The organism is Paenibacillus sp. FSL M7-1414 (assembly GCF_038003195.1).
GTDB classification, from domain to species: Bacteria; Bacillota; Bacilli; order Paenibacillales; family Paenibacillaceae; genus Paenibacillus; species Paenibacillus amylolyticus.
Genome location: NZ_JBBOOS010000001.1, coordinates 6,675,350 through 6,687,755, shown reverse-complemented (window position 1 = coordinate 6,687,755; position 12,406 = coordinate 6,675,350). Strand labels below are relative to the sequence as shown.

13 protein-coding genes are annotated in these 12,406 nt (G+C 47.4%); 6 read left to right on the top strand and 7 right to left on the bottom strand.

Annotation, left to right across the window (positions count from 1 at the left end; all coding sequences use genetic code 11):
• Positions 1-200 precede the first annotated feature (200 nt).
• Positions 201-356 carry a hypothetical protein gene (locus MHH92_RS29185; protein WP_165980318.1) on the bottom strand — a complete coding sequence of 52 codons (156 nt, stop codon included), beginning with the start codon at positions 354-356 and terminating at the stop codon, positions 201-203.
• 233 nt (positions 357-589) lie between these two features.
• On the opposite strand from MHH92_RS29185, the gene MHH92_RS29180 reads away from it, so the two are divergent.
• Positions 590-1,261 carry an FHA domain-containing protein gene (locus MHH92_RS29180; protein WP_036671661.1) on the top strand — a complete coding sequence of 224 codons (672 nt, stop codon included), beginning with the start codon at positions 590-592 and terminating at the stop codon, positions 1,259-1,261.
• Positions 1,262-1,287: 26 nt separating this feature from the next.
• Positions 1,288-1,866: a class I SAM-dependent methyltransferase gene (locus MHH92_RS29175; RefSeq protein ID WP_253504208.1), complete on the top strand. Its 579-nt coding sequence runs from the start codon at positions 1,288-1,290 to the stop codon at positions 1,864-1,866.
• Positions 1,867-2,097: 231 nt separating this feature from the next.
• Here the strand turns inward: MHH92_RS29175 and MHH92_RS29170 are convergent, their stop codons facing one another.
• From MHH92_RS29170 to MHH92_RS29160, 3 genes are read right to left on the bottom strand one after another with little or no spacing between them, the layout of a single operon-like run.
• Positions 2,098-4,413, bottom strand: a complete 2,316-nt coding sequence (locus MHH92_RS29170; RefSeq protein ID WP_340907462.1) for a carbohydrate-binding domain-containing protein — start codon at positions 4,411-4,413, stop codon at positions 2,098-2,100.
• A 27-nt stretch (positions 4,414-4,440) separates the two neighbouring features.
• Positions 4,441-5,121, bottom strand: coding sequence for a DUF4956 domain-containing protein (locus tag MHH92_RS29165; protein ID WP_253504201.1), 681 nt, complete (start codon positions 5,119-5,121; stop codon positions 4,441-4,443).
• Complete coding sequence (locus tag MHH92_RS29160; protein WP_253504198.1) at positions 5,114-5,932, bottom strand: polyphosphate polymerase domain-containing protein; 819 nt, start codon at positions 5,930-5,932, stop codon at positions 5,114-5,116. The genes MHH92_RS29165 and MHH92_RS29160 overlap by 8 nt, the downstream gene beginning before the upstream one ends.
• A 253-nt stretch (positions 5,933-6,185) precedes the next feature.
• On the opposite strand from MHH92_RS29160, the gene MHH92_RS29155 reads away from it, so the two are divergent.
• The 3 genes from MHH92_RS29155 (at position 6,186) to MHH92_RS29145 (ending at position 8,638) form a co-directional block, all read left to right on the top strand.
• Positions 6,186-6,863: a response regulator transcription factor gene (locus MHH92_RS29155; RefSeq protein WP_036612327.1), complete on the top strand. Its 678-nt coding sequence runs from the start codon at positions 6,186-6,188 to the stop codon at positions 6,861-6,863.
• Positions 6,863-8,212 (top strand): sensor histidine kinase, encoded by a 1,350-nt coding sequence (locus MHH92_RS29150; RefSeq protein ID WP_253504195.1) that lies wholly within the window; start codon positions 6,863-6,865, stop codon positions 8,210-8,212. Before MHH92_RS29155 ends, MHH92_RS29150 begins: the two co-directional genes overlap by 1 nt.
• A gap of 138 nt (positions 8,213-8,350) precedes the next feature.
• Positions 8,351-8,638, top strand: a complete 288-nt coding sequence (locus MHH92_RS29145; protein WP_445744692.1) for a hypothetical protein — start codon at positions 8,351-8,353, stop codon at positions 8,636-8,638.
• Between the two features lie 471 nt (positions 8,639-9,109).
• Here the strand turns inward: MHH92_RS29145 and MHH92_RS29140 are convergent, their stop codons facing one another.
• The gene (locus MHH92_RS29140; protein WP_036612166.1) at positions 9,110-9,877 is read right to left on the bottom strand and encodes an SDR family NAD(P)-dependent oxidoreductase; all 768 of its coding nucleotides are present in this window, start codon (positions 9,875-9,877) and stop codon (positions 9,110-9,112) included.
• Between the two features lie 195 nt (positions 9,878-10,072).
• On the opposite strand from MHH92_RS29140, the gene MHH92_RS29135 reads away from it, so the two are divergent.
• On the top strand, positions 10,073-10,711 hold the full coding sequence (locus tag MHH92_RS29135; RefSeq protein ID WP_100528192.1) for a TetR/AcrR family transcriptional regulator: 639 nt from the start codon (positions 10,073-10,075) through the stop codon (positions 10,709-10,711).
• A 9-nt stretch (positions 10,712-10,720) separates the two neighbouring features.
• Here MHH92_RS29135 and cobA read toward each other — a convergent pair whose 3' ends face one another.
• The gene (gene cobA, locus MHH92_RS29130) at positions 10,721-11,491 is read right to left on the bottom strand and encodes a uroporphyrinogen-III C-methyltransferase (protein WP_340907461.1); all 771 of its coding nucleotides are present in this window, start codon (positions 11,489-11,491) and stop codon (positions 10,721-10,723) included.
• On the bottom strand, positions 11,488-12,369 hold the full coding sequence (locus MHH92_RS29125; protein WP_340907460.1) for a formate/nitrite transporter family protein: 882 nt from the start codon (positions 12,367-12,369) through the stop codon (positions 11,488-11,490). Before MHH92_RS29125 ends, cobA begins: the two co-directional genes overlap by 4 nt.
• Positions 12,370-12,406 lie beyond the last annotated feature (37 nt).

The window sequence follows — 12,406 nt, the reverse complement described above, 5'->3', positions numbered from 1 at the left end:
GTGAGATGTTGGGAATGTCCGCTGTCCACTTCACTTCGCTTTGGGAAATAAGTCATGTAATATAGATTTTTTGTATTAAAATGAGGCTCCGGGCTGCTGTGACCAGCAATCTGGGGCCTTATTGATGTTAGTCTATGGCTTAGCCTAATATGACATTCGTGAAACGTTTTACGCAGAGATCACGTTATAATAGAGTAGACTTAGGGTTGGATCTTCATTTGTAACCATGAGGTTTCGGAAGCCGATGTGCCTTTCAGTGATTCTCCGCCATCATCATTCATACGGGAGAGCACGGTTAATGTCATGGACAGGGCAAAGGCGAGCAACACGTATATGAAAATATTTTTTTTGTTCATAGGAAGGTACCTCTCTTGTTGAATGAGCTAAAGTAGACATCCGGCCGCCATGAGAAAAAAAGCACAACGTCTGGTATAGTAGAGTAAGTAGAACCGAACATAAATCGTTCCTGTATACCACTATATTGAACTATAGCGGTGCAAACAATGGAACAAATCTGATGATCTTATCATTATTGTTATGAAATGTTTATAGAGATCGAGTGAGTGATCATTGAAGGTGGGAGAATAACATGCGGGAGACGGCAAAAATCGTCATTCGTACGCCAGGACAGGAAAGTGACGGCTCATTCGCTTATGTAAGCCAAGGTCGCTCCATTACGGTGGGACGTTACACAGGCGGTAGTGAATTGGACTTGTCTGTTTATAATCAGATGATATCGAAGCGGCATTGCCGCATTCATTATGATGTACAGCAACAGTTATGGATCGAAGATCTGGATAGCAAAAATGGAACCGAACTGAACGGGCAGCGCCTCGTTCCCTATGAGAAATATCCGTTTGGCGAAGGAGACAGCCTGACGTTGGTCAACGGCCTGATCCAGCTTCGCACGGAAGGTGATCTTGGAGAGACGAGGGAATATCGTGTGTCGGATCTGCTGGGTGAGGGCGTACGTTTACTGGATCACCTGCAAACCGTGCAGATCGGCGAAGTGGAGATTCCGCTGTCCAAGAAGGAGTATCAGCTGTTCAAGCTGCTGTATAGTCAACTGGACCACTTTGTGACAAGGGAACAGATTGTGGCTCAGGTGTGGCCGGAGCGGAGCATGCTGGAGAGTGAAGCGGTAGGGATCGACGAGATTAACTCGCTAATCTATCGGACGAATCGCAAGCTGGGTGTACATTTTACCATCAAGTCCGTTTATAAAAAGGGTGTATATATGAAGTCTCATGTGCCGGAATGAATGAGTGATAACAAAGGGATGAGTTCATGTTCATCATTTACTTGATTCCATGGCTGATTGCCGTGGTGACATTGATAGGTGTCATATCCATCGTACTTGTCAGTTGGAAAAACGGGATTTCGCCGATGCCCACATCTGGCCGTGTCAGGCAGGTGGTCATTCAGGAGGTGAACCGCATTCCAGGGTACGGGGATGTGCTCGAAGCTGGCTCCGGATGGGGTACATTGGGACTGGATGTTGTAAGGCATTGCCCTGGCAAAAGGCTGACCGGGATTGAGAATTCGAGAATTCCCTTATGGTCTTCCCAAATAATTGCCTATCTCAGTGTTCGCTTACGTCGAGCCAAGGGAAACAAGCACTCTCTCAAGGGAAGGCTGCGCTTCATGCGCGGAGACATCTACACCAGTTCCTATGAACATGCAGATTGTGTAATTTGTTATCTGTTCCCGGGAGCCATGACCCGGCTTCTGGACAAGTTCAGTCGAGAGCTTCCGCCGGGTGCCAAGGTGATTAGCGTCTGTTTTGCCCTGCCAGGAAAAGAACCGCTGCGTACCATTACTTGCCGGGATGCCTTGCGCACCAAGGTGTATGTGTATTCCTTTTAAAGAAAAGAACAGGAAAGTGATCACCAGGTTTTTGCTCAGCTGGAGTGCTGTAAACCTTCTGCCATAACGTTAATGGATGAAAGAGTGTGCTCCATATCATAGTAATGCAGATACCACGTAAGAATGAGGATACGAAAAAGGCTCCGAACTCACTATGAAGTGATTCGGGGCCTTTTTGTCTCGCCTTTGAGTTGGGGCAAGAGATTGCTTGATTATTACTTACCGCACGTATTATTTTGCAGAATCGGTAGTGCCCGTACTCTCGGAGGTTGTACCGGATTGCGTCCGATTTCTACCGCCAAAGCCGCCTTGACCACGACCTCCTCCTGGACCACTCATACCTGAATTGGCTGTAGTTACACCAGATTCATTCACCCAAGTTACATTACTGGTCGATTGGAATGCAACTACTTGAGTTCCGCCACTATAGGTACCGTCTGTATAGAGTCCGTCCACAGCTTTACCTGTAGATGTACCACCGGAGTAGATTACATATGAACCATCTTTCGCAAGATCCGGTGAGCTGACAACCACGGTTTGATAATCTTTTGCTGGTGCAAACGTCAGAATGTTGTTGCCTTCGCTATCTTGTACATGTACAAGTGTTCCAGCTTTTTGTGTTGTAGGGAATGTCATCACAATGGTGTTTTGCGTAGATGCATCGGATGTTCCTTGTGCCATACCAGAGCTTCCGGCAGCCACGAGGTACCCACCGCTGATTTCAAATGTACCGTCATAATCCAATGCTCCGTTGCCGCTATTCGTCGGTCCGTTCACAATAACCGTTCCGCCAGTCATGTTAATGGAACCATTGGAATCCAGTCCGTCACCACCTGCGTTCACCGTGAGTGTACCGCCGTTAATGTGGAACTCGTTATTGCTTGCTGCTGCACCACCCATACCGCCCGGTCCACGCCCTTGCTGATTAACAGCTGTACCTTGGGATGCCTGATCGGTAGTCGATGTTGTGCCTGTCGTTTCGGTTACAGAGATGTTCGATGTCGTTGTTGCATCGGTTGCTGTAGTCGCGCTATCTGTACTTGCCGCTGTATTCGTAGCTGTCTCCGTCTCGCCACCTGCAGCATTTACGCCATCATCGGATGCCGTTACATCCACATCCCCATCGTTCAGGGTGATGATTGCACCTTCAAGTCCTTCATAGCTCTTCGCAATGGTGATGGTTCCACCGTTGATCGTAAGGGCCTGATCGGCATGAATGCCATCATCACCAGATTCAATGTTGAATGTTCCGTCGTTAACTGTGACGTTATTGTTGCTGTGCAGGGAATCATCCATGGAATCAATGGTATACGTACCGCCATTAACCGTAAGATCTGTACCTGCTTTGAGCGCTTTGGCACTTGTGGACTCCGTTGCTGTTGTAGCTGTGTCAGCATCGGCATTGTTATCCGTTGTTGTTGTTGTTGTTGTTGTTGTGTTGGCAGAGTTGGATGCTTCTGCGCCGTTTGTATTAGCACCTGCATTCGTACCGCTGTTATTAGGCATCTCCGGTATATCTGCAGGAGGTTCGCCATCTGGTGGTGTGCCCATATCCGTTGGAGGTGTGCCGCCACCCCATCCACCGCCACCGCCGCCAAATGGACCTTCTTCTACTTTGGCTGGTGCATTGACGCTACCGCCGCCCGTTACAATGTTGTATGTGCCGCCATCCGCAACAAGTGCGGTTTCAGCTTGAATACCGTCGTTGCCACTTTGGATATCGAAGGTACCTCCTGCGATGGCAACGTAACCTTTGGTGGTATCTGTATCATTGGTTGATTTAATGCCGTCGCCTTCGGCTTCAATGGTAATCGTACCGGCTTGAATGGCGACCATATCTTTACCTTTGATGCCGTCATCGGCTGCTTTGACACGGATGTTACCACTAATGATCTTCAGATCATCCTTGCTCGTAATACCTTCATTATAGTTACCTGTGACGGTCAATTGACCTGCACCATTGAATGTAAGATCTGCTTTGCTGAAGATTGCAGCATCAGGCTCATCTGTCGTAGCGTCGGCGTACACATACGTTTTACCATCGGAAACGGTATTCTTGGTTCCTTTTTCGAGTGTAATCACTGCTTTACCAGCCTTCTGAATGTAGATCGCGGCACTGTCATTATCATGAATTGTTGCTCCGTTTAATACGAGATGTACGGTGCCTTTATCGGCAACGTTGACCACGATCTGGCCATCCGTTAGCTCACCGCTAAGTACATAAGTACCTGCTTCAGAGATGGTTACCGAACCATTCGCTGCTTTGGCGCCCGAACCGGTTACCGTTGCAGTTGTTCCGTTCAGCTTAATCGCTGTGGAATCTGCCTCACTCCAGCTAATATTTGTATCGTCAGCATCCAGAGAGACCAGATCGGCGTATTTTACAGAAGTTTGCTCGCTGACAGATACCGTTTTGGTTGTTCCTGTCGTTGACGTTGCGGCATTGGCCGTTGTGCTTGTGGTTGCTGGTGAACTGCATGCTGCGAGTAGGCTGGTAATCATGGCGATGGACCAAAGTTTGCTACCTGTTATCATGTTTTTCTTCATATTGGATCGTTCCCTTCGAATTAAAAATTAATATTCCGTTGTTGGACTCATGGTTAAGGAGATATCCAGGTTGCCGTTCCGTGTACGGATGGCGTCGAGGAATTCCTTTTGGCTAACACTTTCGTGAATGGTTACACTGTAGACCAGCTCATACAGACTGCCGAGTTCGGTCGTTCTGATTTTTTTCAGATCAAAAGGTACGCTGAATGTATGGAACACTTCATTAAGTGCTTCTTCATAACTCAAGTTCTCAGGGATGGTAACTTTCAGCGTTTTCAGCTGACTTTTCTTGCCACCAAAGTTGAAGCGACTCAGAACAAACATGAGTACACACAGGATAATGGTGAACAGCACCGCGTATCCAAAAGCGCCTACACCGCAGGCAAGACCGGAAGCCATCGTGAACAATACGTAAGCAATGTCTTTTGGATCACCAGGGGCACTTCGGAATCGGATGATCGAGAAGGCACCTGCCAAGCTGAATGCTCGAGCGATGTTGCTGCCGATGAGCAGGATGATAATGGCGACAATAACGGGTAGGACGACCATTGTTAAGGTGAAGCTTTGGGAGTATGTTCTTTGGTTAGTCTTCATGTACGTGAGGCTGATGATTAACCCCAGAATAATGGCAAGACCAATGGTTATGACTGCGTTGTTAAACGTCAGGTTGGTATCGGTTAGGGCTGAACTGAACAGTGAATCAAGCATATAGGACACGCTCTCTTTCTATAATCGTTTTATCTTGTTCTATGGATGGGTTGAAATCGGTACCTGGTACAAGAATGCGCTCGGTCTGGTAATTCAGGTTGGTTGTTCTCGCGAGATGTCTGAACTCGTTGCCGTATTTGGAGAATCCGGTACGATACAGCCCATGTTCAGATAGCAGTTGCGACAGCCACATCGGAACGGTTTTCTCGGCCTTCACTTCCATCAGCCATCGACCGTCCTTCACCAGCGGTTCACCGTAATCTCCCTGTTCCAGCTTCAGATCATATCTGCGGCTACGAATGTTGGTGTCAAAGGTAATGCGAAGATCGCGGCTGTTCTTGTCGAAGAGTGCTTTGCGTTCATATGCCAGATACACTTTCGGTTCCAGATCGTATACCCGAAGAAAATATTTGATCTCTTCGACAACTTGTTTGTTCATGTAATCCGCGAGCTCCGGCGCCTGTCCCGAACGGACGAATTCATATGCTTCATCCAGCTTCAAAGCTGTTCTGCGCTTGTTCACCAGGCCAAATACTTTCTTTTTGATCTCCAGATACACTCTGGCATTCTCTTCAGGGATTCCATAAGCTCGCAGTCTCAGCTTCTCCTTGTATTTTGGTTTGGAGAGACTGGCGCGGATCAGCGAATCTTGTGGAGTGTCGAAGTACAGGTTACTAATGGAGTAGTACTCATGTTTCTTGTTGTAGGCATCCAGCTCCATGTATTTCAGCAGGTCATTGTAGAAATGTGCGTACTGCTCATCCGTCAGAAGGTACTTGCTCTCATATCGGTTGAATACTTCAATAGCCATGTGGGACTCATTCCTTTCGTTGGTGGGTTGTATGTTTTGTTGCATCGTGTATTGCTTCCATGTCTGTATCTTAGAGCCCCAACCTTGAATGAATCTTAAATGGTTTTACATTGCGTTAACATTTTTTAATCTTCCTATAATAGTGCGCATACACAAAATGAATTAAGATTGATTCAAGGTTTGATTGATAGAATAAGAACATATAAAACAAGTCCATTGAGAGAAATAATTCAAGCAGAGGAATGAATAGATGATGAGAATATTAATTGCGGAAGATGAGGTTCATTTGGCAGAGGCTGTATCGCAGATTTTGAAAAAAAACAACTACTCCGTGGACATGGTCCACGACGGCAGATCAGGATTGGATTATGCGCAGAGCGGCATCTACGACCTGTTACTACTCGACATCATGATGCCGGAGATGGACGGGATCACCGTCCTGAAGAAACTTCGCAGTGAAGGCAATCATACGCCTGTCATTCTGCTTACTGCGAAAGGTGAACTATCGGACAAAGTCACAGGCCTCGATTATGGTGCCGATGATTATATCGCCAAGCCTTTTGCCACAGAGGAATTGCTGGCCCGGATTCGTGCAGCCTTACGACGGAAGGGCGAAGTGGTTCCCGAGGATGGACTGAAATTCGGTGATATTGAGCTGAATACAACTCAGTTGAAGCTGAGTGTTCAGGGGAAGGAGATCAAGCTGAATCTGAAGGAGAATGAACTGCTGGAGCTGTTGATTGCCCGCAAACAGGCGATTACCTCCAAAGAGCAGATTATTGAGAAGTTATGGGGCTTTGATTCGGAAGTGGAGTATAACAATGTGGAAGTATATATCTCTTTTTTACGCAAAAAATTAACCTTCCTGAACTCTGCCGTCCGCATTAACACGATTCGGGGTGTGGGGTATGTGCTTGAGGTGACGTCCTGATGTTCAAGAAACTTCGAAATCGATTCTTGATCGTGAATCTGGTGTCCATCTCCATTATGATGCTGGTGGCATTTGCGACGATCTATACGATTACTTATCAGAATGTGCAACGTGAGACCAATATGGAGTTGTACAAGGTGTCTGATTTCTATCACAGTCCTTATAATTCATCCAAGATGCCGCGCGGGGAAGGGCAGGGTTCCGGTACAGGGGGTAGTACAGGCTCTGGTTCAAGTTCTGGTTCAGATTCGTTTCCTTCCGATACCATGGGTGGTGATAATGGAGGACCGGGAGGTGATCCCAACTCACCTCCGGCACGTTCCGTTTCGTTCATGATTAAGACGGATGACCAGTGGAAGATTACGGATACGCATTCCCGCTTTGATATGGAAGATACGTTCTACACCGAGGCGTTGCAAAAGGTTAACCAGAATAAAGTTGGTGATTCGGAACGGCAGACGGGACAATTTGCGCTGGATGGAACGGACTGGGCCTATGTGGTTGATCCGAGCGGTGAAGGGCATATGATCGTATTTATTGATGTGACGGCACAACAAGGTATTCTGACGAATCTGATCTATACATTTGCTATTGTTGGACTGGTCATGCTGATTGTGATCTACTTCCTGAGCCGTTATTTTGCGAATCGCTCTATTGCACCCGTCAGAGAAGCGTTTGAGAAGCAAAAACAATTCATCGGTGATGCTTCACATGAGCTGAAGACACCTCTGGCGATCATCAATACCAACGCTGACGTACTGCTTGCGAATCAGGAGGATACCATAGCGAACCAAGCGAAGTGGCTGCACTATATCAAGTCGGAAACCGAGCGCATGACCGGACTTACGAATGATCTGCTCTATCTGACACAGATGGACGACTCACGCTCCACGATGATTTACGCGAAGTTTAATATGAGTGATGCAGTAGAAAGTATTATTTTGCCGATGGAGGCCGTTATCTTTGAGAAAAACATCTCCCTCGATTACAACATTGAGCCGAACCTTACGGTGCATGGGAACAGTGAGCAGATCAAACAGGTCATTCTGATCCTGCTCGATAATGCTGTGAAGTATTCCGGTCCAAAAGGCGCCGTAAACGTCACCCTCCAGAAACAGAATAATGATGTCATGCTGGCCGTATCCAACACAGGTGAAGGCATTGCACCCGAACATCTGGATCGGATCTTCGATCGATTCTATCGTACGGATTCTTCAAGAGCCCGCAAGCATGGTGGGCATGGTCTGGGTCTGGCGATTGCTCGTTCCATTGTGGATCAGCACAAAGGAGAGGTGTATGCTCGAAGTGTAGTTGGAGAGGGTGCTACATTTTACGTGCGGTTGTCGTAAGGGCGGAGTGATGAGCGAGCTCCACACTAATCCTTCGCTCCCGCTCTATAATCGTTCTCAGGCATAAGTTCTGCCTGTAATGGGTTAACCTATGCTACAATGGCAACAGTATGTATGAATCAAGGAGATGAACTGAACGTGGCAGAAGCAAATGCAATTAATGAACAAGAAATGATGCAGTATATTGCAGATAAAACGAAGGCAAGCCAGGCGAACATCGCTCTTGTGTTGAAGCATGAGCAAGCGTACATCAACAAGGCGCATGAGAATTCCAAAGGTAACGATGTGGATATTGACGGCGATGATCTGGCTGACTACATCCTTAGTCGTAAAGATGTGAAGCTGGATGAGTTGACCGTGGAAGGCATCCTGGATGCTGAGATGGACTACTTGATGGACAAGGGTCACGCGGGATACGTCGATTAAGTTAAGTGTAGGCAAAATCTAACGAATCTCACACGCGCTATTCGGGCATTTCTCGCTCGATTGGGAATGTAACGAATCTCAGACACGTTATTCTATGGATTTTAGGACTTTCCCATGCAGTTAAAGCATTTCCGCGGAATTAGCGTGTCTGAGATTCGTTAGTTCGGGAAATAAGCGCTTTTTGCCGAAATAAGGTGCCCTAGGTTCGTTAGAGTAACTTAGAGTGATCACATGGTGCAACGAGGCGTTAAATGGCTGTTTCAAAAGTGAAATCTCACAGATGCAGCCTAATGCATGGCAAGTGTTGAACTGTCAAAAAGACCTCAACTCCACAATACTGTGGTGTTGAGGCCTTTTTTAGATTGTAGTGACCAGGCATTCCTTCGGGAATACCTGTCGGTATAACTTTTTTAAGGATGGACTTGAAGTTCTATCGACCCAATCCCTATCAATCCCACCGTTTATAGCTTCTTATTGACCCACCATACCGCCATCTACGGTGTAAAGGGAAGCTGTTACATAAGATGCTTCTTCGGACAACAGGAAGTTCATTACCGCAGCGACTTCTTCCGGTTCACCATAACGGCCCATTGGAATGCTGGACACGGTTGCTGATTGATAGTCTTCCACGTTACCGGAATTTGCTTCGATCTGGCGCATCATGCGTGTATTGATTGTACCTGGCAATACAGCGTTAACCCGGATATTATAAGGTGCCAATTCATTTGCAGCGGTACGCGTGAGACCAACTACGGCATGTTTGGACATAATATATGGAGACACAGCAGGTGCACCCATCAGACCCGCGAGGGAAGAGGTATTAAGAATCGCACCGGATTTTTGTTTTTTCATAACCGGAATGACATTTTGCAGACCCAGGAATACCCCACGAATGTTGACGTTATATACAGTGTCGAGTGCTTCAACACTCAGGTCTTCGATCAGTCCTGTTGGACCTTCAATCCCAGCATTGTTGGCAAAATAATCGATTCGACCAAAAGCATCCAATGCTTTTTGCACATAGTTTTTCACGTCTGCTTCTTGGGATACGTTCGCTTTTACGGCGATGACGTGCTCTTTGTCGAGGTTCAGATCAGTAATCGTCTGCTGGATGGCTTCTTCATTCAGGTCCACCAGAACCAAATTGATTTTGCGCTCAGCCAGGCGGCGTGCCAATTCTTTACCAATGCCTCCAGCTGCTCCTGTAATAACGGCTGTATGTGTATAAGATGTACTCATGAACTATCCGCTCCTTATTCATTATTGGCAGGTATTTCTCAAAAAAAGTTTCAACCTGTCGTCTATCTTTCCTGTCTCAATGTTAAGATATACATAGCAATGTGACAATAATCATTGACAGCGCATATGTCAGCTATCGGACAGAGGTGTAAGCGGTGTTCATTTATATTAAAATAATGAACAAAGGAGGCGAAAATGTTGATCATTGAACATCCTCAGGACCGGAGAGCACGAAGAACGCAGGATGCGATCATCGCTGCGGCGGTTTCTTTGATATTAGAAAAGGGAGCGGATGCCCTCACAATCCGGGATATTACGGAACGGGCGGATTACAACCGGGGAACCTTCTATTTACATTTTCCCGGCAAACCGGAGTTGTTGCAGTTCATTCTGGATGATTTCATGCAGGGAGTGGGGCGAGCTTATGCAGAACCATACGCACAGCTTACGGAAGTGGACATGACTGCATTGCTACCATCCACGATGCCTGTATTCGAATATATTGAAGCCCATCAGGATATCTTTCGTGCATTAATAACGATGCATTCAGATATGAGCTCCCGGCTGTGCAATATGTTTAGAACGTATCTAACCGAAGATTTTGTATTGGTGACCGAGGATAGTGAGTGGACGATTAATTACGACATCATGCTAAGTTATCTGGTATCTGCAACGGTAGGGGTAATCATGCATTGGGCGGAGATTGGATTCAAGTATTCTGCGCATTATATGGGAGAGCAGCTTACGGCGCTGATTAACATCAAACCGACCCGTCTGCTGATTGAACCAGGGCAGAAGGGTCGGACTATTCACGAGCGTATGCTGTTAGATTAAAGTACCGGATTATCCGGTCATGGAGGCGTTCGCGGCCTGTTGCATCTGAAGCAGCTGTTCGCGGATCAGGACCGACTCTCCGATCATGATTAATGCGGGATTATTCACTTGATGCGACTTGGCGAGGGAATGGAGTTCGGCAAGTGTGCCGGTAATAATCCGTTCCTCCGAAGTGGTTCCCCGTTCGATTAAAGCCGCAGGGGTGTGTCCGCTTTTGCCATGGTGAAGCAATTCATGTTGAATCTGGGGCAGTTGGCTAATACCCATGTAGATGACCAGTGTATCCACACTATGAGCGAGCAGGTCCCAGCGGACCGAAGATACACTTCCATCACTGCCGGTTCCCGTGACACATGCGAAGGATGAAGCAACCCCGCGATGGGTTAAGGGAATAAGGGATGAAGCGGATGTACCTACAGCTGAAGTGATGCCAGGAATGATCTCAAATGCAATCCCTGCTTCCGCCAGCACAAGCGCTTCTTCACCACCACGGCCAAAGATGAACGGATCGCCACCCTTGAGTCTTACGACTTGTTTGCCTTCCGCCGCATGAGCAGCAAGCATCCGTCCAATCATCTCCTGACTCATGGAATGAAGGCCTGGAGCCTTGCCGCAGTAGATGCGGAGTGCTCCTTCGCGAGCCTCAGCGAGCAATTGATCATTCACAAGCCGATCATACATAATGACATCTGCGGACTGAATGCGTTTCAGGGCTTTTACCGTAATCAGATCCGGATCTCCAGGACCAGCGCCAACAATACTAACCAGGCCCCGACTCATGATCGTGTCCCCAGTTTCGGTCCAGCATCGGAACTTGCTAATCCTGAACGACCACCCTGAATGGTTGCCAGTTTCGTCGATAGCTTCACCGGATTTCCCCAGTGGTGTGCAGCATATAGACCGAGGCCTGTAAATACAGCTCCGCCAATGAGGTTACCCAACAACACCGGGATCTGATTCCACAGCCACCAGTCAGCGACACTCACCTGTGCGCCGAGCATCATGCCTGCCGGAATGACGAACATATTTACCACAGCATGCTCAAATCCCTGAGCGAAAAATATGGTAATGGGCAGCCACATCGCTACGATTTTACCCAGAGTAGAAGTGGATGTCATCGCCATCACTGCCCCGAGTGCGACCATCCAGTTACATAGAATGGCCTTGATGATCACCAGTACAATGCCTGCTCCGCCCAAATGCTGATATCCCAATGTTTTGGCTTCACTGGTCTGGATCAGCGTTTGAATCAGAGGGTTGCTCATATCCGTACCCATCTTGGTAATGGTCATGCCGTATAACAGAGCATAGAATGCACATCCGAGCAGATGTCCTGTGATCACCCAAAAATAATTTCGGAGCATATCCATCCATGTAATTCTGCGTTTCAACACTGCGAGTGGAAGCATCGCAAAGTTTCCTGTCACCAATTCGAGACCCAGCAGAATAATGATGACAAATCCCGCCGGGAATATCAGTGCACCTGCCAAACCAACGGAAGTTTGAGATACAGCGGTATATGCCAGTGTGGTTGCAAAGGCAAGGATAGCCCCCGCCAGAAAACCGCGGATCAGCATCTGTACCCGATTCATTCTGGCTTTGCTCTCACCAGCTTCGACCATCGATTGCAGCACTTCTGCAGGTTTAACAAAATCCATAGCGCACGCCTCCTTGATGTCAGGGTATCTCTAGCCT

What these genes read in the sequence shown, in the direction of transcription:
- MHH92_RS29185 (WP_165980318.1), bottom strand. Translation starts at nt 356, where the DNA reads ATGAACAAAAAAAATATTTTCATATACGTGTTGCTCGCCTTTGCCCTG.
- MHH92_RS29180 (WP_036671661.1), top strand. Translation starts at nt 590, where the DNA reads ATGCGGGAGACGGCAAAAATCGTCATTCGTACGCCAGGACAGGAAAGT.
- MHH92_RS29175 (WP_253504208.1), top strand. Translation starts at nt 1,288, where the DNA reads ATGTTCATCATTTACTTGATTCCATGGCTGATTGCCGTGGTGACATTG.
- MHH92_RS29170 (WP_340907462.1), bottom strand. Translation starts at nt 4,413, where the DNA reads ATGAAGAAAAACATGATAACAGGTAGCAAACTTTGGTCCATCGCCATG.
- MHH92_RS29165 (WP_253504201.1), bottom strand. Translation starts at nt 5,121, where the DNA reads ATGCTTGATTCACTGTTCAGTTCAGCCCTAACCGATACCAACCTGACG.
- MHH92_RS29160 (WP_253504198.1), bottom strand. Translation starts at nt 5,932, where the DNA reads ATGGCTATTGAAGTATTCAACCGATATGAGAGCAAGTACCTTCTGACG.
- MHH92_RS29155 (WP_036612327.1), top strand. Translation starts at nt 6,186, where the DNA reads ATGAGAATATTAATTGCGGAAGATGAGGTTCATTTGGCAGAGGCTGTA.
- MHH92_RS29150 (WP_253504195.1), top strand. Translation starts at nt 6,863, where the DNA reads ATGTTCAAGAAACTTCGAAATCGATTCTTGATCGTGAATCTGGTGTCC.
- MHH92_RS29140 (WP_036612166.1), bottom strand. Translation starts at nt 9,877, where the DNA reads ATGAGTACATCTTATACACATACAGCCGTTATTACAGGAGCAGCTGGA.
- MHH92_RS29135 (WP_100528192.1), top strand. Translation starts at nt 10,073, where the DNA reads ATGTTGATCATTGAACATCCTCAGGACCGGAGAGCACGAAGAACGCAG.
- cobA (WP_340907461.1), bottom strand. Translation starts at nt 11,491, where the DNA reads ATGAGTCGGGGCCTGGTTAGTATTGTTGGCGCTGGTCCTGGAGATCCG.
- MHH92_RS29125 (WP_340907460.1), bottom strand. Translation starts at nt 12,369, where the DNA reads ATGGATTTTGTTAAACCTGCAGAAGTGCTGCAATCGATGGTCGAAGCT.